The organism is Veillonella sp. LMAG:90, assembly GCF_008679445.1.
Taxonomy (GTDB): Bacteria; Bacillota; Negativicutes; order Veillonellales; family Veillonellaceae; genus Veillonella_A.
Genome location: NZ_NAND01000001.1, coordinates 1,293,459 through 1,319,017, shown reverse-complemented (window position 1 = coordinate 1,319,017; position 25,559 = coordinate 1,293,459). Strand labels below are relative to the sequence as shown.

The following is a 25,559-nucleotide window of genomic DNA, read 5'->3' as shown; positions in this document are numbered from 1 at the left end:
TTGCTATCTATTAATTTTGAAAAACATCTTTCGGTTATCGCATCCTACAAGTCATTTACTTTTACTTTTACTTTTACTTTTACTTTAACTTAACTTGAAACGCTCGAACCGGCAAACGGTCTTTGCCACTAACGGTCCCAATAATAGGTAAACGATCGGCGAGCGGTGTCATGGCAATCGGTTTGGTTAGGCCCAGTAACTCATTAAAACGATCAATTAACACTTGTTTCTGAGCTATCAACTCTTTTTGGGCTTCACCGGTCATAGCCACGCCCTCTTCATAGACATAGTAAAGTTGAATCGACTCGCCCGTAAGTACGAAATACGTCGCTTTAAGAAAAACTGACTGTGTTAATATGGCCAATAAACGTTCTAATTCGGCAACACGCTGTACCGGCACGGTAATCGTTAAGGCATGTAATACGCCACCGTTGCGACCGGTCAAGTTTTGACCATAGTACGAAATCGGCGCCATAACGGCTTCGGAGTCCGGATCTAAATTCAGAATTTCATTCAATTCATCACTAATCGCCGAATGGCCTGTTGGCTTACCGGATGCGTCTTTAGTGACTAAAATACCATTTGGCTTACCTTCAGAGCCCCCCTCTTTTTCGAGTATGCCTTCAGGGAAGATTTTTCGATAAAATGTCTTAGCATCTATTTCCTGATAGTTCTCACTCTCTATATATTGCAGCAAAGCTTCATATAATTGACTCATATCCATATTATGTCTCCTTTATTAAGTTTAATTCTCAATATAATTGTCGTACTGGATTATTACCAAATAAAGGCTAACTTTAGCCGATTATATAACGTCAGTAAAATAAGACATTTAAACCCCTTCTTAATTATCATCAGAATAATTATTCCGGAACATGTTCTATATGTAATTATACAAAATTATCATTACAATTTGAAGCTGAAACTATTTCACCGTTTGCCCAATTTCTCCAACGCTAAATTTACTAACTAAGCATAATGTGCTTTAACAGCGCGTTTATTTGACATGAAACATCAAAAGTAATACAATAAGTACATATTTCATGCGGTTGTGGCGGAATGGCAGACGCGCTGTCTTCAGGCGGCAGTGCCTTCGGGTGTGCGGGTTCGACTCCCGCCAACCGCACCACAAAAATGCTATTTCTATGATATTGGGTGATGATTGCCCGCTCATAGAAATAGCATTTTTTATTTATATAATCTTTCAACTTTTCCTCAAGAACATACTTTCGATTATATCTTTAATTATAGATATAAAAGGAGTATACTAATAATCAAGAGCCGTTATAGTGTGACTAGGTCATCTCTGTTAAGGAGGTGAGATCATGAGTGTATTCGAAGCATTATCCTTGATGATAGCTTTTGCTACTCTAGTGGTCTTAATTCTACATGAAAAATGACCTAATCGTTAAGTAACGACTAGGCCATTTCTCAATTTGTAATCTTACCCAGAGATGAGCCTAGCGCTACGAAACACTATGACGGCTCGTCTTATGTATATATCTTAACGCAATAATATATAAGCGTCAAGTAAACTAATACTCATCCTCAACAGTAAGGCATATAATAGTGCACATACTTTTAGGGATATATTCATTACAAACCCATTTATTGCAATATTTAGTACTAAATTAGCACATGATTTAATCAGGTAATAATATATTTTATATCTGTTACAGAACCAATAATTTGGTAATGAGGTTGCCATCCGCCTTTAAAATCAGGATAAGTTTGTGGCAAAGATGCATAGTAATCCTGTACATCCTGCGACAAATCTTCTTTAGTAAACTGATGCAAATACAGTTTGCGACATAATAGTGTCAGTTCAGCTTCTTCAAAAGTTACGCCATCACCAAAAGCAACCGGAGTCAGCCCTGCGCCTTTAGCTTTATCGCCATCACGCCCCGAATGAGATCCCATATAGCCTAAAGCTTTACGAAATTTCGGGTCAAAAAAGCTAACCGTAAAAAAGTCATTCCGCTTTAAAAATTCACTGGTATAGCGGGCCGGATGAATATATACCGTTGCCACTTTATGACTCTGTCCGGGATTCCCCCAAATATTGCCCAAACTCCCCCAACTAACAGTACAACTATTATAGTCCTCTATAGAACCGGCCGTTACCAACGCCCAATTTTTTTCAAACAACTCCATTAACTTGTTTGTATCTTCTTTTAATACTGACATTTAAAACATCCTTTCATGCCATACACCAGCCATAGTCTAATAGCCTATGTATAGCCTTATATCTACATTTCTAAATTTCTATATATGTTATTATATACTAATAAAATAGCATTGGCAAGTATGTACTTGTTAGATAGACACTACCTTTTCCTCTTTTCTTCCTGTCTTCTTAGCACCTTTTTAGCACATTTTAATACCTATTTTACTTTTATTATAGACTATCTTCCCATTCTTGACACCTTATAATAATTCACGTATAGTTAAAATATTAGGAGAAGTCAACCCATCATGTCGCCTTTGAGCGATTGGGGTTGGCTTCTTTTTTATTTAATATAATCTTTCAACTTTTCCTCAAGAACATATTTTCGACTTTTTCTTTAATTATAGAGATAAAAGGAGTATACTAATAATCAAGAGCCGTTATAGTGCGACTAGGTCATCTCTGTTAAGGAGGTGAGATCATGAGTGTATTCGAAGCTTTATCCTTGATGATAGCTTTCGCTACCTTAGTGGTCTTGATTCTTAAATGAAAAATGACCTAATACGTTTGTAACGACTAGGCCATTTCTCAATTTGCTAATTTCACTAGAGATGAGCCTAGCGTTACCACACACTATGACGGCTCGTCTTGTATATATCTTAACGCAATAATATATAAGCGTCAAGTAAAGCAATACTCACTTCTTAATCGTTCCCAAAATCTCACGCATTTGGGCTGTACCTTCGTCATCCTGTTGTTTCCAAGTAAGAGCCACCACCGTCACCTTACCTTCTTTGATAGAAGCTACGTCAGTCGGCGTTTCTTCCGGTTCAAAAGATAATTTACCGCCAATCCAATAATATTTACGGCCTTTACGGTCTTCACGAGGATCGATAATATCGTAATACATCTGCATGCCTTGGTCGAGGATTTCACAATTATCCCAACCTACGGGACCTTCTTTGGCAAAATTCATATTCAACAGCCCCTTAAATTGCTGTTTTTCAAATACTTCACCTATGAATTCACGAATGAACGGCATAATTTCGGCACTCCGTTTTTTACTGTAGCGTTCAACGGATACGGCTAAGGCCGGCACCTTATAGAACATAGCTTCCATGGCCGCACTTACCGTGCCGGAATATAAAGCATCGGATCCCAAGTTAAAACCGTTATTTACACCGGATACTACCATGTCCGGCATGTCATTTTTCAAAAAGTGAGACAACGCAAATTTCATGCAATCTGTCGGCGTTCCCGTTACGGCAAAGCGTCTCGGATTGTCTTCCTCGTCTGAAAAACGGCGCAACCGTACCGGCATCTGAATGGTAATGGCATGTGATTTGGCACTCTGTTCCACTTCCGGTGCAATCACCGTTACGCGGTGCTCTTTGGCAAGTTCCGCGCCTAAATCTAATATCCCGTTGGCGCATACGCCGTCATCATTTGTTAATAAAATGTGCATAGTCTTTTATAGATCCTTTCTTTTCACCATAAAACAGGCTACTCACTTCCTAAGATAATAGCCATCTATCTATTATTATATAGAGATTTTTAATACAAGTCCACCAAAAAGCATGAACATTGACAGCAACGAATGTATCTAACTTCTATATTGTAACAATATATCAGTAAATAATTTCTTCTATATATCCTATATGCAAAAAAGTGCCTACGCTACTAGGCACTTTTTAACAGTTTTATTTCTTTATCGATTTATCCGCATCACCCATGCGCGTCAATTTCACTTCACCAAGCGAAACGCCGCGTGTATGCTGGGTATGGGCCCACACTTTATCATGGCGATTCAAATAACCAAGGAAGGTTACCGGAACCCAACTGTACATGAAAAGCGGGTACACCAAATAATAGAGCCAAACTTTAGGCGGTACTTTAATGGTGGCCAATACGATGAGTGGGAACAAATACTGCCCGATACCGATGATGGTCCACACCGTAACCGGTAAAATCTGGTAAATAATATTCGTATAAATCGGCACGTACGCATTAATATAGGTCATAATCAGATAGAACGTAGATACCAATAAGAAATACGGCTGACTAATCTGAATAATACCGTCTAAAATACGTAAGTTCCCCTGCTTAATCCCTTCAACAAACAGTTTCGGAATATAGCGTTCGCCACAATCAAAATGCCCTTGTGCCCAACGCTTACGCTGCCGCCATGATTGCATAAAGGTCAACGGTTTTTCATCATACACGATGGCATCATGAGCCCACGTTGTTTTCACCCCGTGAATCAAAAGCTTCATGGAAAATTCCATGTCTTCGGTCAAACAATTACAATCCCATCCATAGGTCTTAATAATGTCCGTACGGATACACATACCCGTACCACCGAGCGCGGTCGACAAGCCAAGGTTATATTTAGCTAAATGCCACATGTGATTCACTTGCCAGAAAGCAATCGCAAATGTGCCTGCCACCCACGTATCTGTTGGGTTCTTTGCATTTAAATAGCCTTGAATAACCGGCTCTCCCAATTCTAAGTGGTAATTCATTTCAGCTAAGAAATGAGGATGTACCAGATTATCAGCGTCAAAAATTACGAAGGCATCATACTCGCGGTCCATTTCGTAGATGCGGTTAAACATCCAGCCCATGGCATAGCCCTTACCTACCTCTTCTTTATTTTCACGCTCATGCACAATCGCACCGGCATTGCGAGCTATTTCAGCTGTCTTGTCGGTACAATTATCAGCTACTACAAAAATATCGTACAGCTCTTTCGGATAGTCAAGAATCTTCAAATTCTCTACCAATTGACCGACAACGGCCTCTTCATTATGAGCACATACAATAATGGCAAATGAGTTCTTAGGCGTATAATTCTTTTTTTCTTTCCTTCGCCACATGCCCGCTACGGCCAACACGAAATAATAAAGCGTATAGAATACGATTATTACCTGTAGCGGAATCATGAGAAGGTCAAGAATATAATCCATTTACGTCCTTCACCTCACCGTTTTACAAGATTAATAGTTGTGTTACAAATACCAAATACGGCGTACAGGGCAAAGATAAGAACCGGCCATGAATGCCAATCCCACACTAAAGCTAACACGCCAAGAATCGCAACAATAATTAAAGCCAATGTATTTACCGGATCGGCCCCCTTGCCTTTAAAATCCGGATGATGCACGCGACTTACCATTAAATAGCCGACTACCACCATTAAAACCATCAAAAGCCATTCCGGTAAACGAATGCCGGATAAAACATAGGTTGCGGCCATACAGCCGGCAGCCGGAATAGGCAAACCTAAGAAGTAACCATGTACTTCATCGGTCATAATGTTAAAACGAGCTAAACGGAAAGCACCGAATACGGAGAAAGCTAACAAAGGCACATAGCCAAGCCAGCCGGTATGACTCAATTGATACATGTATAACATGTAAGCCGGTGCAACCCCGAAACCAACCACATCCGCCAAGGAGTCTAATTCACGCCCCATTGGTCCGGATACGCCCAGCGCGCGAGCTACACGGCCGTCACAGCCGTCAGACAATAAGGATAATAACACACAAATTGCTGCTAACGTAAATTCACCTTGGGCCGCGAAAGTTATGCCTACGACGCCAAAGGATAGATTAGCAGCCGTAAACAAATTTGGAAATATAGACTTATCCATTTTTTTGCAGCCTCCCGATAATCGATTCTCCGCCACGTACATAATCGCCTTTTTTAACAGTAATCTCTACTGATTTAGGCACGAAAACTTCTGTACAAGATCCGAATTTAATCATCCCGTACAGTTCTCCTTTGGCCAGATTCTTACCTAAATCTGTCCACGATATAACACGTCGCGCTAATAATCCTGCGATTTGAGTAACTAAAATTTCAATTTTACCATTGTCAATGCCAATGGAGTGACGTTCGTTTTCAAAACCGACCGAATCTTTATAGGCCGGCAAAAATCCGCCACATGTATATTGTCGGAACGTAATTTTCCCTTCCATCGGCGCGCGATTTACATGCACATCAAACACAGAAAGAAAAATCGTTACCTTCTTACATTCAGTATTTAAGAATAAATCTTCATACACTTCACTTACTTCCATTACCTTACCGTCAGCCGGTGATACCAGCACGTCCGGATCATTTGGAATTACCCGTTTCGGATTTCTAAAAAAGAAGGTAAAAAAGCAAGCCAGTATAAATGGTATTATCGCCACATACGGGGAGATAAAATATCCCACCAGAAATGCTATAAGAAAAGTTACACCGATAAAAGGGTAACCATCTTTAACAATAAACCCTGTGGGCATCTTGCACCACCTCTCTATTTTTTTGATTGCTTCACCGCCCACATAAACTTAGGTAACGCCATCATTCGGCCGATGCGTTGCGGTTGATTGAGCAATCGATATAACCATTCTAAACGATTTCGTTGCATCCATTCGGGCGCTCTTTTTACATGGCCCGCCATAACATCAAAGGAACCGCCCAAGCCGATAGCGACTACTTTATCTAAATGAGATAGTTTGGAAGTAATCCATTTTTCCTGTTTGGGCACACCTAAGGCCACCAGGACAAGTTTAGCTCCACCATCTTCAATGGCTTTTATAATTTCAACTTCTTCTTGCTCATCAAAAAAGCCGGAGTGGATACCGACTACCTGTAAAGGACCAATGCGAGCCTCCATATTCTTTACAGCTTGCTCCGCTATACCGGGGGCTGCGCCGAAAAAATACACAGGCGTTTTATGTTGTGCTGCTTCTTGCAATAAGGCTACCGCCAAATCACAACCGGCCACACGTTCGGGAATGTGCTGCCCCAATTGCTCGGCAGCCCATAGCACGCCGGCCCCGTCGGGGACGGCCATATCTGCTTGTTTTAAAATTTGGTGCAATTCTTTATCGTGACGGGCGCGCATAACCATTTCAGCGTTAACCGTGACTACAGTATGTAGCCCCGGCTCAGAATATAAATTCTGTACACGCTGAACTGCTTCTTTCATGGTTATGACATCAACCGGCACATCGAGAATGCTCAATTGATTTCGCAAAACAAATACACCTCAATAATCAGCCGCTATAGTTAGGAGCTTCAACCGTGATGCTAACATCATGCGGATGGCTTTCTTTAAGACCTGCGGCAGTAATTTGGATAAACTGAGTATCATTAATCATTTCTTGGATATTATGACAACCACAATATCCCATGCTGGCACGTAAACCGCCTACCATTTGGAAAATAGTATCAGCTAACATACCTTTGTAAGGCACACGACCTTCAATGCCTTCCGGAACTAATTTCTTAGCTTCCGACTGGAAGTAACGGTCTTTACTACCCAATTTCATAGCACCTAAACTACCCATGCCGCGGTATACTTTATAGCTACGACCTTGATAAATAACCGTTTCGCCGGGACTTTCGTCCGTACCGGCCAAGATGTTACCCATCATAACAACATTGCCGCCCGCTGCAATGGCTTTGGCAATATCTCCGGAGTATTTAATCCCGCCATCGGCGATGATTGGAATATTGTAACGACGACCTACAGATGCACATTCGTAAACAGCTGTAATCTGTGGCACACCGATACCGGCAATAACACGAGTCGTACAAATAGAGCCCGGTCCGATACCTACTTTAACAGCGTCAGCACCGGCTTCAATTAATGCTTCCGTACCGGCTGCAGTTGCTACGTTACCGGCAATTACAGGCATAAACGGGAATGTTTTCTTAATTTCTTTAAGCGTACGCAATACGCCGGCAGAATGACCGTGAGCCGTATCAACAATGATTACGTCCGCTTTAGCAGCTACCAAAGCTTCCATGCGGTCATATAAATCCTTACTTACACCAACGGCTGCGCCTACGAGTAAACGACCGCTGCTGTCTTTAGCCGAATTAGGATATTTCGTTGCTTTTTCAATATCCTTAATGGTAATTAAACCTTTTAAATAGCCGTTGTCATCAACTAAAGGTAATTTTTCAATACGATGGCGACGCAAAATAGCTTTGGCTTCTTCCAAAGAAGTACCTACCGGTGCGGTTACCAAATTTTCCTTCGTCATAACTTCACCGATTGGTTTATTTAATTCATTTTCAAAACGCATATCACGGTTCGTAATGATACCGACTAATTTGCCGTCAACAGTCACAGGTACACCTGAAATTGCGTATTTACGCATTAATTCTTCCGCATCAGCTAATAAGTTCTGTGGGCTCAAGTAAATCGGATCAACGATGATACCATGTTCTGAGCGCTTTACTTTGTCCACCTCATGAGCTTGTTCCTCAATGGACATATTTTTGTGAATAACACCCATCCCGCCTTCACGCGCCATAGCAATAGCCATTCGGGATTCCGTAACTGTATCCATACCGGAACTAATCATTGGAATATTGAGCTTAATATCACGAGTCAGGTTTGTAGTGATGTCTACTTCATGCGGTAACACATCCGAAGCCGCCGGAACTAATAAAACGTCATCAAATGTTAATCCGCGTAAACCAAACTTATCTTCTCTCATGGTAACTTCCTTTCTCCTTAATTTCTGTTTCCTTAGCAAGACATATTTTTAAATACTTGTCTTATTTCTCAGAGCGCATAACGCCGGCTTCCATAAAGTTATCTTTTTTCATATCAGTGAAAATAACTTTAACAGCTTCTTTTGGTACGCCCACAATGTCTACCGTTGCGTTGGTAATAGCTTCGCCCAATTTTTTCTTCTGTTCAAAGGTACGACCTTCAACAAGCTCCACATGAATAATTGGCATTCTTCTCAACCTCCATCATCGTAAAACGAGTTTGTACAATATAGAAACGACTTTATCTATACTAGACTTTTCTATCATATTATTATACTTTAAAAGACCTATTCTGTACATGCTTAAATACAGCTTTTTCTCAAATTCAATCGTCTTATTGCTAATTGAAAAGCAAAATCAAATTTCACACTGAATCAGCTGTACAAAATTCGTTGGAAACTTTCCCCAAATCGTCGTAGCAGCTCAGGTTTCATCAATTTTACCGCCTCATCAAAGCCTAGCTTCGCAAGCCAAGCTTTAGCGTCCTGACGTGCCGCTATCAGTAAATCAATATCTTTTAAAATATTGGCAATTCGTAAATCCGGCAGCCCCGATTGAGCGAGTCCGAATAATTGACCGGAACCGCGCAGCAATAAATCCTGCTCCGCCACTACAAAACCGTCTTGCGTACTCGTCATAACGGCCAACCGTTGTTTGCTGTCTTCACTGTGACTGTCGCTCACAAGGATGCAATAGGATTGCGTACTGCCACGGCCAACGCGTCCTCGGAGCTGATGAAGTTGCGACAGACCAAACCGTTCAGCCCCTTCTACGCACATAATCGTTGCATTAGGCACATTAACGCCCACCTCGATAACTGTGGTAGATACCAAGAGCTTTATGGTTCCCTTGTAATAAGCATCCATGATCGCTTCTTTATCGGCGGCGCTCATGCGACCGTGTACAAGGCCTACGCCAAACTTGCGATTATATTTTTCAGCCAACTCTTCATAGAGCTGCTCAGCCGCTACCAAGTCCAGTTTTTCAGACTCTTCCACAAGGGGACACACCACATACACCTGATGACCGGCGGTCATTTCTTTTTCAAAAAAACGATGCAATCGTTCTTTATAGGTTGAGTCCACCGCATAGGTCAAAACGGGCTTTCGACCCGGTGGCATTTCTTTAATGAGGCTTACTTCCAAGTCCCCATAAATAGATAGCGTCATGGTGCGCGGAATGGGCGTCGCCGTCATAACGAGCATATGCGGATGATGGCCTTTACGCTGCAACGTCGCTCGTTGTTCCACGCCAAAACGGTGCTGCTCATCAATAATAACGAGGGCCAATTTTTTAAACGTCACCGAATCCTGAATGAGCGCATGCGTGCCGATAACGATATCAATCGTGCCGTCTGCGAGGCCTTCATAGATAACCTGACGCTCCGCCGGCTTCGTGGAACCCGTTAAGAGCGCCATTTTTACCTGTCCAAGACCGGCTGTTTGCCCCTGATCCGTACCTGCCGGTGCTGACGGATTCAGACCTGACGGGGCCACCGGATTCAGACCGGCCATCAACTCCGTCAGCCCTTCATAGTGCTGCTGTGCCAAGATTTCCGTCGGTGCCATTAACGCGCCTTGGTAGCCATTCTCTACTGCTTTTAATAAGGACAACGCCCCCACTACCGTTTTGCCGGAGCCTACATCACCTTGCAACAGCCGCCGCATCGGTCGTTCATCTTCCATATCGGCGGCAATCTCATTAAAAGCCTTTTGCTGATCACCGGTTAAAGCAAATGGCAAGGCTTTTAAAAAAGCCGGCACCAAATCACCGTCAGGCTGCATCTTAATGCCCAGTTCCGCCTGCTCCCGTTCCCGCAATAACAATAGCCCCGCCTGCATGATGAACAGCTCTTCATAAGCCAGTTGCTTGCGGGCTAAACCGTAACGCTCCACCGTGAGCGGATTGTGCATCTCTTTAAACGCTTCATAGCGCGTCATAAAATTATGTTCTTTCGTTTTGTCCGTTGGCAATAACTCCGGCAAACTGTCATTGGCAGTAAACCAATTACTAATGGCATGACGTATAACAAACTGACTTACGCCGTCCACAAGGGGATACACCGGCACAATCCCGGCCTCCGCCACTTGCCCTTCCCGCAAAATCTCAATATGGGGCGTATTCATCTGCAACGAACCATACGCAAACTCAACCTTGCCGTATACATGCAATCGCTGGCCCACTTTGTAAAAATTCTTCTTGTAGCCCTGATTAAATAAAACAACCTTTAAACGGCCCGTCGCATCACCGATATAAATCTCCAAAATAGACAGACCGCGACGCGGCTTTTTCTCCTGAATATTTAAAACAGTTCCTTCCGTAGCACCTACGGCGCCTTGCTTCAACGCTCCAATAAGATAACTTACACTGCGATCTTCATAAGTCCTCGGGAAATAAGTCAATAATGACGACACATCCGTAATGCCGAGCTTATTTAACTGTTTCACGCGCCCCGGACCTACGCCTTTTATCGTCAATAATGATTCATCCATACCCATCTAATCCTTCCGACCATTTTTATAAAAACAAGTTTGCCCTACTGTGCTATAATATTATTATATCTTAAAACTAAGATATAGTGTAACATAAGAGTAGTAAAAACGAAGTAAAAGAATGTTGCTAACTGCAAAAAAAGAATGTAACCGGTATTAAAAATTGCTACTTGCTTTATTCTATCCCCTTGTGATAGAATACATATGTTATGTTGTAAATTATGCTTGGAGGTGGAAAATATGGCAAACCTTTGCGAAGTATGTGGCAAAACCACCGCTAGCGGTATGAACGTGAGTCACTCTCACATCCGCACAAAAAGGACCTGGAAGCCAAACATCCAGAGAGTACGAGCAATTGTAGACGGCGAAACCAAAAAGGTAAATGTATGCACTCGCTGCCTTCGTTCCGATAAAATTACACGCGCGTAAAAAATAAGAAGGTACATGTACTCTAAAAGAGGCGGCCCCTAACAAAGGGGTCGCCTCTTTTTATATATTCAGAGTTATAGGACAAAAAGTGTGTGTAGAAAGTGCTGCAAACTTAGATAAATACTGGGTTTGTAGCACTTTTATCTTTTTTTGACAAAGATAAAGGGTGGACAAAAAGTGTGTGTAAAAACATACGTGAACCCACATAACTACTGACTAAAATGGTATTATATCTTCCTAAATAAAAACATAAATAGGAGGATGATTAATATTAAACAAGTAGTTTGCCCTGATTGTGGTCGAAAATGTATAAAACACGGTATATTGAAATCCGGTTCTCAGCGATGGTTTTGTAAGCACTGTAAAGTCGCTTTCACTAACAAAATTAACACTGATAGTAATGATCTAAAGCTGTTTTTGAAATGGTTATTTAGTAAACAATTGCAGCAGCATATGCCTGGAAGAGGGCGTACATTTAGACGTAAAACGTCTAAATTTTGGTCCATATGGTGCCTCCCACCAAAGATTGAGGAAGTATATGATGTGCTTTACTTTGACGGCATATACCTAACGCGTAAGCTCTGTGTACTTATTTGTTGTAGTAAGGACCATGTATTAGGCTGGTATGTTTGTAGATATGAGAACTCTAGAGCTTGGCAGGCATTAATGGACCGTATTGCTCCTCCGCGTGTTGTTATCTCAGACGGCGGATCTGGATTTGCTAAGGCCTTAGCAAAGAGGTGGCCGACAAGTAACCATCAACGCTGCTTATTTCATGTTTTTGCGCAAGTAAGAAGGTATACAACCTCTGCGCCAAAAACAATAGCCGGCAAGGCCTTATATGAACTGGCAAAGCGTTTATTTAAGATTTAATCGATAGATGATGCCTATACTTGGATTGATGGATTATTAGCTTGGAGAGAAGAGTTTGATGACTTCTTACGTGAAATGACAGTCGACGAAAATGGGAATCAAAGGGCAACTCATGAACGCCTCTTAAAAGCTGAGGCAGGACTTTTACGATTAATTAGAGATGAGACTCTATTTACCTACCTGACGTTTGTAGATATTACCGTACCTACAACGAACAATCGACTGGAAGGAGGCGTTAATGCGCAACTTAGGGGGATGTTACGAGATCACAGAGGGTTATCCTTAGAAAGACGATTAAAAGCGGTCTATTGGTGGTGTTACGAGCACTCACCTAGACCGCTTCCTGTTGCTGAAATATTAAAATGTATGCCTACAGATAAAACCATTGCTGCTACTTACCGTAGGATAATGCGGAATAACCGTCCTGATAATATCTTACCGCAATGGGGCGATGCCATCGTCTGGAATGAGTTTCATATGTCCACGGAATTTCCAATTTATTGGGATTAACTAAAAAAGCCACACACACTTTTTGTCCTATAAGCCTATATTCAATTAACAAACTCAAAATTTTAATTTTTTTCCTTAGTCGATTCACCATCGGCTACATTATTTCTACCCTTAATAAAAGCATTTACTACTGCAATTAGGCCAACACCGCCAAATATGGTACCCGCAACAGAATGGTCAGATAAAATTAAATTAGCACCATAAAAAACTGCTGTAATCGCAAAAACAAACGCAAAAATCAATCCCCATAGACTATCTCTAGAGTCAGATTTTACTACAATTTTCTCCAACTCTCTACGATGGGCTCCTTGTTCTTCAGCCATCTTAAGAATTCTATCTGCAGCTCCCGGGCAAATCTCTTCATATTTTCTAAATTCTTCCGGACTCGGCAATGGACCTTGTCTAAAAGATATATGCTGTTGAATAGTGCTATTATTATTGGACGATTTATCCAAAACAACTTCAGGTTCTATAGCCTTATTATCACTTTCATCTTGCCAATTATTCTTAGTTTCAGAAATATCTCTGACACTCTTTTCTATACTCTACCATCGCATTTGATACGTCAGAACCTACGGTTATCCAATCTCCATGTAAAGCTTCTTCATTTGTCTTGTTTAATATCCTATCATTTTTCATGCGGCGCGCTTTTATTGGTTCAAACAAATTAAACATTCCAGCACAAAAAATGCGTTGAAATCGCAATAATTGTTCCATAAACACACCTCCTTAATCTTATTTTTATTATACGCTACTATATGTGAATCTGCAATGGACTTAACACTACACTTATAGCAAACTCACAGATCATTATATAAAAAAGCCTCTTTTCTTATATCTGTTGCTTATTTCACTTATTTAACTTTTTCCCTTCTTACACACATCGCTTATTCCTCTACCACAACTACACACATTGCTTATTACTCTAAATCAGACCTCCCCCATGTTTAAGGAGACATATATTCCCACTACCTCCCCGCCGGCCAAATTAGACTGCGCTGACACTGAAAAGGGACCTTCTCTCTAGGCACTATGATAATTTCAAAACAAAAAAATAATATCCTCTAAGCAAACTTTTCGAGCTTGACTTGCCAGTTTGCGTGAGGATATATTTTTTTGTTGAAAACTAGTACTCTAAGAGAAGGTCCCTTTTAAAAGTCGCGCATCTAATTGGCCGGATCCCAGATTTTGGGAATATATATCTCCTTAAACAACTTTATCGCAAACTGATCCGTCAACCCCGCCACATAGTCCACGATATCCGTCAGCGTAATAATTCTATTCGGATCCACACCCTGTCTTACCACTTCATGGCGTAAAAGTTCCGGATTATCCAAATAATACAAAAACAAATATTTCACCACATGAGCTGCCCGATTGCGGTCCGGGATTAAAGAAGGAGCCCGATATACCGCCTCAAACATAAAACGGCGAAACTCATGCATTACGTATTCCACTTCCTTCGACATATGAATTTCCGGTTTATCCATGGATTCTCGTACCATATCCATAACCATAGTCGTAATCATCTGGGATGGCGTTGTGCCCAAAACAGAGCGCACCGATTCCGGCAAATCGTTAGAGGATAACATGCCCGCACGCTGGGCATCATCAAAATCATGACACAAGTAAGCTATTCTATCGCTAATCCGAATAATCTGACCTTCCAAAATAAGCGGTATGTGCGTGCCCGTATGCCCCAAAATACCATCGCGCACTTCCTTTGTTAAATTGAGCCCGAGGCCATCTTTTTCAAGAACTTCCAAAGTCCTAAGACTCTGCTCATTATGGTTAAAATGCCCCACCATATCGCGCAGTGCATATTCCCCCACATGGCCAAACGGCGTATGACCCACATCATGGCCCATGGCAATGGCTTCAACCAAATCTTCGTTAAGACGCAGCGCCCGCGCAATGGTTCGGCCGATTTGACCAACTTCCAAGGTATGTGTCATCCGAGTGCGATAGTGATCCCCCGGTGCAATATACACCTGTGTCTTATGCTTCAAACGACGAAAACATTTGCTGTGAATAATTCTATCGCGGTCACGCTGAAATGCCGTACGCAAATAATCCGGTTTCTCTTCACGATCACGGACCGCAAACTTACTCTTTGCTGCATAAGGGGATAAAATTACTTCTTCTCTCGCTTCAATTTCTTCTCGGATTGTCATATAGCCTCCTGTTGCCATATTTACCCTCCACCGGGCTATGAGCCAACTACGCATCCATTATCGCAGTTCTTTTTAATATAGCTCACTTTTAATAAGTTTTACTTAATGCAATAATACGGCATAACGTAATCAAACGTCAATGCCGTATTGTTTTAGCGACTCGCTTCCTGTTGCTTATTGCGCTCAATAATCTGCATTACAAACGAAGCCGTTTCTTCGATAGATTTATTGGACACATCAAGGATAGGACAATGAACGCGGCGCATAACAGCCCTTGCATAGGCCAATTCTTCTTCAATACGAGCAATATTGGCATAATTGGCTTCACCGTCAAGGCCCATAGTGCGTAAACGTTCACTGCGAATATTATTTAATTTGTATGGATCGATGATAAGACCTACTACCTTTTTAGGCGGTATTTTGAATAATTCTTCCGGCAATGGCACTTCCGGCACCAACGGCAAGTTGGCGGCTTTGATTTTTTTATAAGCTAAGAACATAGATAACGGCGTTTTACTGGTACGGGAAACACCGATAATAACAATATCGGCCTTCTCAAACCCAGACGGATTTTTACCATCATCATATTTTACGGCAAATTCAATGGCCTCCACCTTTTTAAAATATTCTTGGTCCAACTTATGAATCATACCGGCCGTCAAACGAGGTTTTGTATCAGCAATGGTGCCCACTGCATCAAGAACAGGTCCCATAATATCAACGGCCTGAATCCCCATGTTTTCAGCTTCTTTATGCAAATATTGACGTAATGTAGGCGATACAATCGTGTGACAAATAATACTTTGTTCCTTCGCGGCCTCACTAATTACATCATCAATCTGGCTTTCCTGACTGATATAGGGAATGCGAATAATATCTATATTCTCCTTGTCGAATTGGCTCGCCGTCGCACGTGCTACGGACTCGGCCGTTTCGCCCAAAGAGTCGGAAATTGCAAAAATAACTTTATTGTTCTCCATGCCACACCTCAATTAAATCTATTAAGCGAACTCATTTCACTTTTTATTTTAATATGTCTAATCACAATGTGCAATATTACTTTACACCGCAATCTAAAAATAATTTAGTTACGGTCGTTTTAGAAATACGGCCCAACACTTTGTATCGACGACGGCCGTCATCTTCTCCCCGTTCCACAACGGGCAGACAGTCCACTTCATAATCAATCATACGCTGTGCCGCTTCTACCACACTGTCTTCGGCGGTGCAGGAAATCATCTTGCTCACGGGTGTCATAATCATGGAAATCGGCATCGTCTTCGGATCATTTTGACCGATGGCGGCTCGCAATAAGTCCTTACGAGATACAAGCCCCAATAAGTAGCCGTCATCACAAATAAGGACGGTCCCCACATCTTCGGTAAACATGGTAACAATCGTATCATACAGATTCGTATCCGCCGTTACAGCTACGGCCTGCGCCATCACCTGACCTACCGTAAATTGCCGAATTTCATTGGCAATAGGGCTCACACCTTGCTGACCGACATAATAATACCCTACCTTAGGCCGTGCATCTAAGAGGCCCATCATGGTCAAAACGGTCAAATCAGATCGCAAGGCAGAACGGGTTAAATCTAATTTAGCGGCAATGGCTTTCCCCGTAATCGGGCCTTCTTCTTTTACAATATGTACAATTTGGTCTTGCCGTTTAGTTAATTGCAAAACAGCCCCTCCTTTTATACTTTTTATAAAAAACAGGAGGCTACATGTAGCCTCCTGTCGCATTACACAGTAGTATTACCACTCTAATTCATTGCCAAGATTCCGGCCACGACCGGTCACAGCGTCAAGCATAATACGTTGTTCCAATTGAGCCACCATTTTTTTAGTTGCTTTTACCGCATCAGGATTTACCGAAATAGAATCGATACCGCTGCGCACCAAGAATTCACAGAATTCAGGGTATACGCTCGGAGCCTGACCACAGATGGATACTGTTTTGCCATCGCGGTGAGCTACTTCGATTAAGTGATGAATAGCACGGCGAACAGCCAAATTGCGTTCATCATAAATGTGTTGAACTGTTTCATTATCACGGTCACAACCGAGGATTAACATCGTCAAGTCGTTAGAACCGATGGAATAACCATCAACATATTGGTTAAATTGATCAGCCAAGATAATGTTGGAAGGAATTTCAGCCATGAGCCAGATTTTGAAGTCCGCACTGCGAGCTAAACCGTTTTCAGCCATAACACGGGTAACTTCAGCAGCTTCCTGTACCGTACGGCAGAATGGAATCATAACCTGCAAGTTTTTAAAACCATATTCTTCACGCACTTTTTTAATGGCCTGCAATTCCAATTGGAAAGCCGGTGCGTATTTAGGATCATAGTAGCGGGAAGCACCGCGCCAGCCGAGTAAAGCACTGGATTCATGCGGTTCATGTTTGTCGCCGCCCTTAAGGTCACGGTATTCGCTGGATTTGAAATCGCTGAGGCGAAGTACAACCTGACGAGGCGCCAAAGCCTGACAAACTTTGCGCATACCTTCAGCCAATGTATCAATGGCAAATTGACTGCGGCCGGTTTCAATTAAATGTAACGGATGTTCATGAATGAAGGTAGTCCAAATAAATTCTTCACGCATAAGACCAATGCCGTCGCATGGAAGTACGCCGTATTTTTCAGCTAAATCAGGATCACCCAAGTTCATGTATACTTTAGTGCCTGTTACCGGGATGTATTCGCTTACTACTTGTGCCGAAGCTTCTTCTTTCGGTTTAACCGCATCTTCAAGCATACCGTCATACACGATACCATTAGTGGCATCAACCGTAATTAACTGACCGTCACTGATACGGTGCGTTGCTTCTTCACTGCGACTCTTCGTGCCAACGATACAAGGAATGCCTAATTCACGACTTACGATAGAAGCATGACAAGTCATACCACCGGCGTCCGTAACGATAGATTTTGCCTTTTTCATAGCCGGTACCCAGTCAGGAGCCGTCATAGTCGTTACGAGGATTTCCCCTTCTTTGAAGCTGTCGATATCGGCCGGATCAAGGATTACATGAGCTTTGCCGGCAGCTTTACCGGGACTGGCCGGTAAGCCTTTAACTACGATTTCACGAGTTGTGGTAGTCGGTGCATCTGTTGCTTTTTCAACCGGCTTCACTTCTTTATTCTTGCGGGACCATACAGTTTCCGGACGAGCTTGCAAAATCCAAATCTTGTTGTCCCGTTCGTCTACGCCCCATTCCATATCCATGTAGCAGCCATAATGTTTTTCGATGGCTTTGGCATAAGTTGCTAATTCTAAAACCTGTTCATCTGTAATAACCTGAGTTTTTGCTTTTTCTTCAGGAATTACAATTTCAGCACAATCGCCGTCCGGATTACGAACTAAGGCGATATTTTTATCATTAATCATACGGTTAACAATCTTCATATCTTTTTTGTTGACCGTAAAGTTATCCGGTGTAACCGTACCTTGTACTACATATTCGCCAAGACCCCAAGAGCCTTCAATCAAGATGCTTTCATCATTGCCTGTAACGAGGTCAACGGTAAACATAACGCCTGCCGCTTTGGAGAATACCATCATCTGAATGGCCGCACTCAAAGCAACCGTCATATGGTCAAAACCTTGTTTTACACGATAGTAAGTAGCACGGTCGGTAAACGTAGAGGCGTAGCATTCTTTAACTTTCTGAATGATAACGTCCGCACCGCGTACGTTTAAGTAGGTATCTTGTTGGCCAGCAAAGCTGGCATCCGGTAAGTCTTCGGCGGTAGCACTGGAACGAACCGCTACAAACGGATTTTCTTCTTTAACTTTTTCACCGAGTTCAGCGTAAGCTTTTTCAATAGCATCAGCCAACTCTTTAGGCATTTCCGCATCGCAAATTAATTTACGGATATTCGCACAAATTTCACGAAGTAATGCGGAGTTTTCCACATCATCTAATTTATCAAGTTCTGCTTTAATTTTATCTTCTAAACCGGTTTGCTCCATAAAGAACCGATAGCCATGAGCCGTGGTAGCAAAACCATACGGTACCGGCACATTGGTAGAGGACGTCATTTCCCCTAAGGACGATGATTTACCACCTACTAACGCCACATCTTCACGTTTTAATTCGTCAAACCAAAGTACATATGCATTTTCACGATTCATTATATGAAACCTCCTGAATAAAAGAAATACATCAACTACATAAATAGTATAACACATTTAATTGTGTGTCAATCATTTTTTCAAATTCTGATGCACTATATAGAATATACAGAAGCTAGTGTATCACATATAAACGCTAGGCAAAAGAAAAGAGCAACCCTTTAGGAATGCTCACATTCGCTGAGGATTGCTCTTTAACTTAACTATTTGTAATAGCTTGTTGACGTATTGACATAACCGCGTCAATTAGTGCAACACATTTAACTGCAGATAAATTTAAGTGCAGATGCATTTAACTACAGATACATTTAATAGTAAATGTAATATCGCTTAACGGCACTATTAGTTAAATTTGATTTTGATAAATTTACGTTTACCCACCTGAAGAACCATGTCTTCAGCGAGTTCGATATTTTCATCGGAACATTTTTCACCGTTAATTTTGAAAGCACCGGCTTTAATGGAGCGACGGGCTTCACTGTTCGAGGCAGTAAGACCTGCATCGGTCAAAAGCTGTGGCACATATACAGGTTCGGTTGGTTTTGCCATCGCGTATTCAGGAATATCAGTCGGTAAATCGTGTTTTTGGAAAACGCGGATAAACTGTTCTTGTGCTTCATTAGCTGCTTCTTCACCATGATACAAGCGCACAATGGTATGAGCCAATTTCATTTTCGTGTCGCGCGGATGAGCTGTGCCGTTTTCTAAGGCTTTTGCCAATTCTTCCTGATCTTCGATGGACATATCCGTAACGAGCATGAAGTAACGCATCATGAGCTCGTCAGGAATGGACATGGCTTTACCGTACATTTCCGTAGCCGGTTCGCTGATGCCGATGTAGTTGCCCAAGGATTTACTCATTTTCTGAACACCGTCAAGGCCTTCCAAAATAGGCATAGTAATGATAGTTTGAGGCTCCTGACCATATTCTTCCTGTAAATGGCGACCCATTAGCAAGTTGAAAGTTTGGTCCGTACCGCCAAATTCAATGTCTGCATGTAAAGCAACAGAGTCGTAACCCTGCATCAAGGGGTACATGAATTCATGAACACCGATAGCACGACCTTCGCTGTAACGTTTTTGGAAATCATCGCGTTCTAACATACGCGCTACTGTATATTTAGCAGCCAGTTTCAAAACATCTTCAAAGGATAATTTGCTGAGCCATTCACTGTTGTAAACCACTTTAGTTTTGGACTCATCCAATACTTTAAAGATTTGCTCTTTATAAGTAGCCGCATTATGAGCAACTGCCGCTTCATCCAATGGCGGACGGGTTGCACTTTTACCGGTAGGGTCACCGATGCGAGCCGTAAAATCACCAATTAAAATTACGATTTGATGACCTAAATCTTGGAAGGTTTTTAATTTGCGCAAAACAACCGTATGGCCCAAATGAATATCTGGTGCCGTTGGGTCAAGGCCCAGCTTAATCGTTAACGGTTTGTTTTCAGCAATGGATTTTGCCAATTTCTTCTTAAAATCTTCTTCAGGAAGTAAATTCTCCACGCCGTGTTTAATCAGACGCAACTGTTCTTCCAATGTCTTCATCAATCTTCCTCCTCGAATGCCCCAAACAGGCATGTATATGTACTTTAAAATTAATTATTCACTTTTACCGGACTTAGACGCACCGCCTCCGGAACTACGGGAACTGCCGGATCCGGATTTGCTGCTATCGGAGTCGGAACTGCTTTCTGCCGAATTGTCAGTACTTTCTACAGTAGCATCGTCCTTATCCTTAGCATCTTTTTTATCTTTGTCCTTATCTTTAGCTTTCGGATCTACCTTTGGAGCCACCGGCGCATAGCCCTGGTTAGCAATAGATGCTGCTCCCGGCGGAACTGTGAAATCACTGGCCGGAATTTCCATAGCATTTAAAGCTTGCGACATGAAATCACGCCAAATAACAGCCGGAACGGTACCACCGGTAATACCATCCAGTGTCTCAATACCATAGTCATCGCCCATCCAAACAGCGGCTACCAAATCAGGTGTATAACCTACAAACCAAGCATCTTTTGATTCATCGGTAGTCCCTGTTTTACCGGCTGCCGGGCGCCCGATAGATGCACCGCCACCGGTACCGCCGGACATTACGGATTCAAGCATATTCGTGATAACATAGGCATATTTAGGATCTACTACGCGCTGTTCTTCCGTACTGTTCTCTTCCACTACCTGGCCATTGCGGTCTACGATTTTAGTAATAGCCACCGGTTTAACTTTAACGCCGCCATTAGCCAAAGTACCATAGGCTACGGCCATATCAATCGGTTTAACACCATTTGTCAAACCACCTAACGCAGCGGCCAAGTTATTATCTTTAGAGTCATCTAAAGTAGTAATACCTAAGCTGCTTGCCAAATTAAGAACTTTACGCATTCCTACAGCATCGGCGAGCTGTACGGCAATGGTATTAACGGAATGCTGCAAGGCATAGCGCAAGGTCATTTGACCGGAATAGGTACCTTCATAGTTCTTAGGACTCCAACCGTTAAATTCAATTTTCTTATCGTCCATAACGGTGCCCTGCGTCATACCGTCCTGAATAGCTGCCAAGTAAACAAATGGTTTAAATGCAGAACCGGGTTGACGTTCAGCCAATACGGCACGGTTAAAGGAATCGTCACCACGACCACCAACCATGGCTACAATGTAACCATTATGCGGATTGATCGCAATTAACGCACCTTGCGGCTGTGTTAAGCCTTTGTCATCCGTATAGAAGTTCGGCAAATTATGCATAGCTTGAACCGCTGCATCCTGTGCCTTCATATCAATGGTTGTGTAAATCTTCAAACCGTCTTTATAGACAGCATCGTCGCCGTATTTTTCGGCGATTTCAGAAATAACATAGTCGATAAAGTACGACGCATTGTTATCGCTGTGAGCGGCTTCGGATTTTTCACGAAGACCCAAGTCTTCATCTTTCGCCTTATCCGCGGTAGCTTGGTCAATATAATCATATTTAACCATCTGCCCCAAAACAACAGCCTGACGCGCTTTACCCGCTTTGTAGTTGGTAAGCGGCGAATAATAGTTAGGACTTTGTGGCAAGCCGGCGAGCATAGCCGATTGTGCCAAATCCAAATCCTGAACATTTTTGCCAAAGTATACATGGGCTGCTGCCTGTACACCGTAAGCACCTTGACCGAAATATATTTGATTCAAATACATTTCGAGGATTTCTTGTTTCGTATAATACTGCTCAATACGAATGGCCAACATCGCTTCCATAATCTTACGTTTTAACGTACGATCCTGAGTTAAAAACGCATTACGAGCCAGCTGTTGCGTAATAGTACTACCGCCTTCGGCCACACCGTCATGGGCAATATTAACCCAAATAGCACGCATAATCCCGATAGGGTCTACGCCATGGTGACTATAGAAACGATTATCTTCAGTGGCAATAAATGCATTTTGTAAATCTTTCGGAACCTGTGATAACTTCACCGGTAACCGGTTTTCAGTAGCATGGACAGTTGTAATCAAATTGCCATGCACATCGTAGATCTGCGACGAAGCAGCCGGTTTAACATTGGCCACTTCCGGCAAATCGGACATGGTGGCACCAATGAAGCCGCAACCGGCTCCGGCTATTATAAGGAATACTAAAATACCCACAATCCAAAGGAATCGACGCATTGGCGATTTCTTCTTGGGCGGTTTAGTCGCCGTCGTTCTACGTCGTGTTTGTCGCCCATTTTGAGACGAACCTTGTAAACTCATACGACACCTCTCATTACGAATAATAAGTCATATAGCTTATTATAGCATAACTATGCTACATATGGTATCAGTAAGACTGTGCTACTTCAAATATACCAAAGTAGCACCGGCCCCGCCTTCATCATAGCCGGCAATTTCATAGCGACTGATGTGCGGCAATGTCTTCAAATACTGATGAATACCGGCTCTTAAAGCACCCGTGCCCTTGCCGTGAACGATGCGAACCGGCGAGATACCCGCCATCAATGCCTGGTCGATAAAGTGACTCACATTCTGATTGGCTTCATCCACTGTCTGTCCGATAACATTAAGCTCCGTAGTCGCATGTTTCTGACGTTCCACGGCTGAACCGCCGGCGCGTTTACGCGGTTTTGGTTGAACCGCCGTTTCCTTGCGGCGTAAATTATTGGTTTCTTCGCGGCTTGCTACGGCCAAATCGGTGGCTTTTACATTGGCTGTTAAGCCGTTAACACTTACTTGGATACGCTTACCCTGCACGGCTGCTACCGTACCGACTGCATTTAAGGATACCACGAATACAGTCTGTCCTTCTTTCAACTCTTTTACATTCACCGGCGTACGACGTTCCTGTTCCAATTCAGGCACATTAACACCGGATATATCTTTACGCGCTTTCGTAATGGCATCTTGCCGTTTGCCCTTATCCGTTTCTGAAAACTGAGATTTCAACTCTTTAATAATCTGTTCCCCTTCGACACGAATGGACTGTTTAAGCTGCTGCGCTTCATTTTGAGCTTTTGCCAAAATCTGTTTACGGCGATCATTAACCTGTTTCTTTTCACGCTCAGCCTGAGTGCGCATGCGCCGTGCTTCATCAAGTTCCTTCTTGAGTGCCCGTTCCCGCTCCTGATTGCGACGCAATTGTTCGTTCAAATCACTGAGTACCGCTTCCATATCGCGATTAGCGGAACCTTCGTGAGCCTGTTTGGCATAGTCGATAACTTCACGAGGCACCCCGAGACGAGCGGCAATACTCAAGGCATGACTGCTGCCGGCCACACCGATATGAAGTCGATAGGTCGGACGCAATGTGCGTTCGTCGAATTCCACATGTCCGTTTTCAATACCATCCGTATGGTACGCATAGCGTTTCAATTCATTATAGTGGGTACTCACCATCATGAGCGGTCCACGCTTACGGAAATATTCCAAGAGAGCCACCGCCAAGGCGCTCCCTTCTTCCGGATCCGTACCGGACCCCAATTCGTCAAGGAGCACCAAATCTTTGGCACCGGCTACTTTTAAAATTTTTACAACCTGCGTCATATGAGCGGAGAAGGTACTGAGGCTGGCTTCAATACTCTGCTCATCACCGATATCGGCATAAATATTGTTAAAAATCGGCAAAATAGAGCCTGTTTCGGCCGGAATAAATAAACCGGCCTGATTCATGAGGCTCAAAAGACCTAACGTCTTCATGGCTACAGTTTTACCACCTGTATTGGAGCCCGTAATGAGCAGAATTCGATAGGCCGTCCCCAACGTAATCGTCGTGGGCACTACCACATTGGCCGGAATCAACGGATGACGCGCATTTAAGAGTTTTACTTCCCGTGCCCCGCTAAGTTCGGCCGGAACCGCCTTCATCTTTATCGCCAGATTAGCTTTACCGTACACGAATTCCACATGGGACACGCGTTCACAGGCGTCCATCAAGGTATTGCTGTCTTTGCGAACGGCCTGCGACAATTCCCTATAAATACGGCGAACTTCTTCCTCTTCCGCCAATTCTGCTTCCTGCAAATCATTGTTCAAATTTACGAGGCGCATCGGTTCAATATAGAGTGTCGCACCGGTAGCCGAACGGTCGTGAATCAAACCTTCGAAGGCGTAGCGATATTCCTGTTTTACCGGAATTACATAGCGATTATTACGCTGCGTAACGATAGCCTCCTGAAAGTATTTCTGATTGTTCGGATCGTGCATAATCGCCTGCAAATCACTCTTGATGCGGTCTTTCGTACGCGCAATGGTAGTACGTAAATGCTGCAATTTAGGCGATGCGGAATCCATTAAATTACCTTTTTTGTCAAAAACACGCTCAAACTTGCGTTCTAAGCCGTCATGACGAGGCATATCCTGAATCCAAAATGATAAGAGCGGATAATTCATATATTTGCTGTGAAAAAATGCATACATACGCTTATACGCACTCAATGTGGTATATAAATCCCATAATTCTTCATGAGTCAAAATAATTTCTTTACGACTTTTGGCACAAGCTTCACGAATATCGCGGGTGCCGCCAATCGGTTGTTCGATTTCGGTATTTAGCGAATTGACCGCTTCTACCGTTTCATCGAGAGCCGTTTTAATGGCAATCGGATCCGTTAAGGGCTCCAACTCCATGGCCATTTCCTTCGCTACTTTAGAGCTGCATTCGGCGGCCAATCGTTCTCGAATCACATCAAAATCCAACAGTTTTTCACTGTTCATAGGTAATACAATCCC

The 25,559-nt window shown here is 42.7% G+C and carries 22 protein-coding genes, 1 tRNA gene and 1 pseudogene; 5 read left to right on the top strand and 19 right to left on the bottom strand.

Annotated features, from left to right (window positions below; translation table 11 throughout):
* Positions 1-79: 79 nt before the first annotated feature.
* On the bottom strand, positions 80-724 hold the full coding sequence (locus CCC71_RS05815; protein ID WP_156705657.1) for a hypothetical protein: 645 nt from the start codon (positions 722-724) through the stop codon (positions 80-82).
* A gap of 321 nt (positions 725-1,045) precedes the next feature.
* On the opposite strand from CCC71_RS05815, the gene CCC71_RS05810 reads away from it, so the two are divergent.
* Together CCC71_RS05810 and CCC71_RS10870 are read left to right on the top strand one after the other, a co-directional pair.
* Positions 1,046-1,129 (top strand) — tRNA-Leu (locus CCC71_RS05810).
* Between the two features lie 196 nt (positions 1,130-1,325).
* Positions 1,326-1,400, top strand: a complete 75-nt coding sequence (locus tag CCC71_RS10870) for a putative holin-like toxin (RefSeq protein ID WP_226974596.1) — start codon at positions 1,326-1,328, stop codon at positions 1,398-1,400.
* 247 nt (positions 1,401-1,647) lie between these two features.
* Here CCC71_RS10870 and CCC71_RS05805 read toward each other — a convergent pair whose 3' ends face one another.
* Positions 1,648-2,187: a flavin reductase gene (locus tag CCC71_RS05805; protein ID WP_296333226.1), complete on the bottom strand. Its 540-nt coding sequence runs from the start codon at positions 2,185-2,187 to the stop codon at positions 1,648-1,650.
* 461 nt (positions 2,188-2,648) lie between these two features.
* On the opposite strand from CCC71_RS05805, the gene CCC71_RS10865 reads away from it, so the two are divergent.
* Positions 2,649-2,717, top strand: coding sequence for a putative holin-like toxin (locus CCC71_RS10865; RefSeq protein ID WP_226974403.1), 69 nt, complete (start codon positions 2,649-2,651; stop codon positions 2,715-2,717).
* A gap of 147 nt (positions 2,718-2,864) precedes the next feature.
* On the opposite strand, the gene surE is transcribed toward CCC71_RS10865, so the two are convergent.
* The 8 genes from surE to recG form a co-directional block, all read right to left on the bottom strand.
* Positions 2,865-3,632, bottom strand: a complete 768-nt coding sequence (surE, locus tag CCC71_RS05800; RefSeq protein WP_296333223.1) for a 5'/3'-nucleotidase SurE — start codon at positions 3,630-3,632, stop codon at positions 2,865-2,867.
* Between the two features lie 235 nt (positions 3,633-3,867).
* The gene (locus tag CCC71_RS05795) at positions 3,868-5,133 is read right to left on the bottom strand and encodes a glycosyltransferase family 2 protein (protein ID WP_021842499.1); all 1,266 of its coding nucleotides are present in this window, start codon (positions 5,131-5,133) and stop codon (positions 3,868-3,870) included.
* Between the two features lie 14 nt (positions 5,134-5,147).
* A complete protein-coding gene (pssA, locus tag CCC71_RS05790) occupies positions 5,148-5,819 on the bottom strand; it encodes a CDP-diacylglycerol--serine O-phosphatidyltransferase (RefSeq protein ID WP_021842500.1) in 672 nt (223 codons plus the stop codon).
* Positions 5,812-6,456, bottom strand: a complete 645-nt coding sequence (locus CCC71_RS05785; RefSeq protein WP_156705663.1) for a phosphatidylserine decarboxylase family protein — start codon at positions 6,454-6,456, stop codon at positions 5,812-5,814. The genes pssA and CCC71_RS05785 overlap by 8 nt, the downstream gene beginning before the upstream one ends.
* Positions 6,457-6,470: 14 nt before the next feature.
* The gene (locus CCC71_RS05780) at positions 6,471-7,196 is read right to left on the bottom strand and encodes a WecB/TagA/CpsF family glycosyltransferase (RefSeq protein ID WP_021842502.1); all 726 of its coding nucleotides are present in this window, start codon (positions 7,194-7,196) and stop codon (positions 6,471-6,473) included.
* A gap of 19 nt (positions 7,197-7,215) precedes the next feature.
* Complete coding sequence (gene guaB / locus CCC71_RS05775; protein ID WP_021842503.1) at positions 7,216-8,670, bottom strand: IMP dehydrogenase; 1,455 nt, start codon at positions 8,668-8,670, stop codon at positions 7,216-7,218.
* Between the two features lie 61 nt (positions 8,671-8,731).
* On the bottom strand, positions 8,732-8,917 hold the full coding sequence (locus CCC71_RS05770) for a 4-oxalocrotonate tautomerase (protein WP_021842504.1): 186 nt from the start codon (positions 8,915-8,917) through the stop codon (positions 8,732-8,734).
* Positions 8,918-9,102: 185 nt separating this feature from the next.
* Positions 9,103-11,220, bottom strand: coding sequence for an ATP-dependent DNA helicase RecG (gene recG / locus CCC71_RS05765; protein WP_296333616.1), 2,118 nt, complete (start codon positions 11,218-11,220; stop codon positions 9,103-9,105).
* Positions 11,221-11,460: 240 nt separating this feature from the next.
* On the opposite strand from recG, the gene rpmB reads away from it, so the two are divergent.
* Together rpmB and CCC71_RS05755 are read left to right on the top strand one after the other, a co-directional pair.
* On the top strand, positions 11,461-11,649 hold the full coding sequence (rpmB, locus tag CCC71_RS05760) for a 50S ribosomal protein L28 (protein WP_006556543.1): 189 nt from the start codon (positions 11,461-11,463) through the stop codon (positions 11,647-11,649).
* Between the two features lie 270 nt (positions 11,650-11,919).
* Positions 11,920-13,032, top strand: a pseudogene (locus CCC71_RS05755) (IS1249 family transposase).
* 62 nt (positions 13,033-13,094) lie between these two features.
* Here the strand turns inward: CCC71_RS05755 and CCC71_RS05750 are convergent.
* From CCC71_RS05750 to CCC71_RS05710, 9 genes are all read right to left on the bottom strand, one after another.
* Positions 13,095-13,487, bottom strand: a complete 393-nt coding sequence (locus CCC71_RS05750) for a DUF2335 domain-containing protein (protein WP_296333220.1) — start codon at positions 13,485-13,487, stop codon at positions 13,095-13,097.
* Positions 13,488-13,545: 58 nt separating this feature from the next.
* Positions 13,546-13,749: a hypothetical protein gene (locus tag CCC71_RS05745; protein ID WP_296333217.1), complete on the bottom strand. Its 204-nt coding sequence runs from the start codon at positions 13,747-13,749 to the stop codon at positions 13,546-13,548.
* 449 nt (positions 13,750-14,198) lie between these two features.
* Positions 14,199-15,206, bottom strand: a complete 1,008-nt coding sequence (locus CCC71_RS05740; protein ID WP_296333214.1) for a deoxyguanosinetriphosphate triphosphohydrolase — start codon at positions 15,204-15,206, stop codon at positions 14,199-14,201.
* 152 nt (positions 15,207-15,358) lie between these two features.
* A complete protein-coding gene (locus tag CCC71_RS05735; RefSeq protein WP_021842507.1) occupies positions 15,359-16,186 on the bottom strand; it encodes a pyruvate, water dikinase regulatory protein in 828 nt (275 codons plus the stop codon).
* 76 nt (positions 16,187-16,262) lie between these two features.
* Positions 16,263-16,892, bottom strand: a complete 630-nt coding sequence (locus tag CCC71_RS05730) for a CBS domain-containing protein (RefSeq protein ID WP_021842508.1) — start codon at positions 16,890-16,892, stop codon at positions 16,263-16,265.
* 75 nt (positions 16,893-16,967) lie between these two features.
* On the bottom strand, positions 16,968-19,352 hold the full coding sequence (ppsA, locus tag CCC71_RS05725; protein WP_296333211.1) for a phosphoenolpyruvate synthase: 2,385 nt from the start codon (positions 19,350-19,352) through the stop codon (positions 16,968-16,970).
* Positions 19,353-19,694: 342 nt separating this feature from the next.
* Entirely contained in the window at positions 19,695-20,903 is a 1,209-nt protein-coding gene (tyrS, locus tag CCC71_RS05720; protein ID WP_021842510.1) for a tyrosine--tRNA ligase, read from the bottom strand.
* 54 nt (positions 20,904-20,957) lie between these two features.
* Positions 20,958-23,087: a transglycosylase domain-containing protein gene (locus CCC71_RS05715; protein ID WP_463671050.1), complete on the bottom strand. Its 2,130-nt coding sequence runs from the start codon at positions 23,085-23,087 to the stop codon at positions 20,958-20,960.
* A gap of 81 nt (positions 23,088-23,168) precedes the next feature.
* Entirely contained in the window at positions 23,169-25,544 is a 2,376-nt protein-coding gene (locus CCC71_RS05710; RefSeq protein WP_021842512.1) for an endonuclease MutS2, read from the bottom strand.
* Between the last annotated feature and the right edge of the window lie 15 nt (positions 25,545-25,559).

What these genes read in the sequence shown, in the direction of transcription:
- CCC71_RS05740 (WP_296333214.1), bottom strand. Translation starts at nt 15,206, where the DNA reads ATGACAATCCGAGAAGAAATTGAAGCGAGAGAAGAAGTAATTTTATCC.
- CCC71_RS05715 (WP_463671050.1), bottom strand. Translation starts at nt 23,087, where the DNA reads ATGAGTTTACAAGGTTCGTCTCAAAATGGGCGACAAACACGACGTAGA.
- recG (WP_296333616.1), bottom strand. Translation starts at nt 11,220, where the DNA reads ATGGATGAATCATTATTGACGATAAAAGGCGTAGGTCCGGGGCGCGTG.
- guaB (WP_021842503.1), bottom strand. Translation starts at nt 8,670, where the DNA reads ATGAGAGAAGATAAGTTTGGTTTACGCGGATTAACATTTGATGACGTT.
- CCC71_RS05770 (WP_021842504.1), bottom strand. Translation starts at nt 8,917, where the DNA reads ATGCCAATTATTCATGTGGAGCTTGTTGAAGGTCGTACCTTTGAACAG.
- rpmB (WP_006556543.1), top strand. Translation starts at nt 11,461, where the DNA reads ATGGCAAACCTTTGCGAAGTATGTGGCAAAACCACCGCTAGCGGTATG.
- CCC71_RS05735 (WP_021842507.1), bottom strand. Translation starts at nt 16,186, where the DNA reads ATGGAGAACAATAAAGTTATTTTTGCAATTTCCGACTCTTTGGGCGAA.
- CCC71_RS05795 (WP_021842499.1), bottom strand. Translation starts at nt 5,133, where the DNA reads ATGGATTATATTCTTGACCTTCTCATGATTCCGCTACAGGTAATAATC.
- CCC71_RS05815 (WP_156705657.1), bottom strand. Translation starts at nt 724, where the DNA reads ATGGATATGAGTCAATTATATGAAGCTTTGCTGCAATATATAGAGAGT.
- CCC71_RS05785 (WP_156705663.1), bottom strand. Translation starts at nt 6,456, where the DNA reads ATGCCCACAGGGTTTATTGTTAAAGATGGTTACCCTTTTATCGGTGTA.
- ppsA (WP_296333211.1), bottom strand. Translation starts at nt 19,352, where the DNA reads ATGAATCGTGAAAATGCATATGTACTTTGGTTTGACGAATTAAAACGT.
- surE (WP_296333223.1), bottom strand. Translation starts at nt 3,632, where the DNA reads ATGCACATTTTATTAACAAATGATGACGGCGTATGCGCCAACGGGATA.
- CCC71_RS05805 (WP_296333226.1), bottom strand. Translation starts at nt 2,187, where the DNA reads ATGTCAGTATTAAAAGAAGATACAAACAAGTTAATGGAGTTGTTTGAA.
- pssA (WP_021842500.1), bottom strand. Translation starts at nt 5,819, where the DNA reads ATGGATAAGTCTATATTTCCAAATTTGTTTACGGCTGCTAATCTATCC.
- tyrS (WP_021842510.1), bottom strand. Translation starts at nt 20,903, where the DNA reads ATGAAGACATTGGAAGAACAGTTGCGTCTGATTAAACACGGCGTGGAG.
- CCC71_RS05745 (WP_296333217.1), bottom strand. Translation starts at nt 13,749, where the DNA reads ATGGAACAATTATTGCGATTTCAACGCATTTTTTGTGCTGGAATGTTT.
- CCC71_RS05710 (WP_021842512.1), bottom strand. Translation starts at nt 25,544, where the DNA reads ATGAACAGTGAAAAACTGTTGGATTTTGATGTGATTCGAGAACGATTG.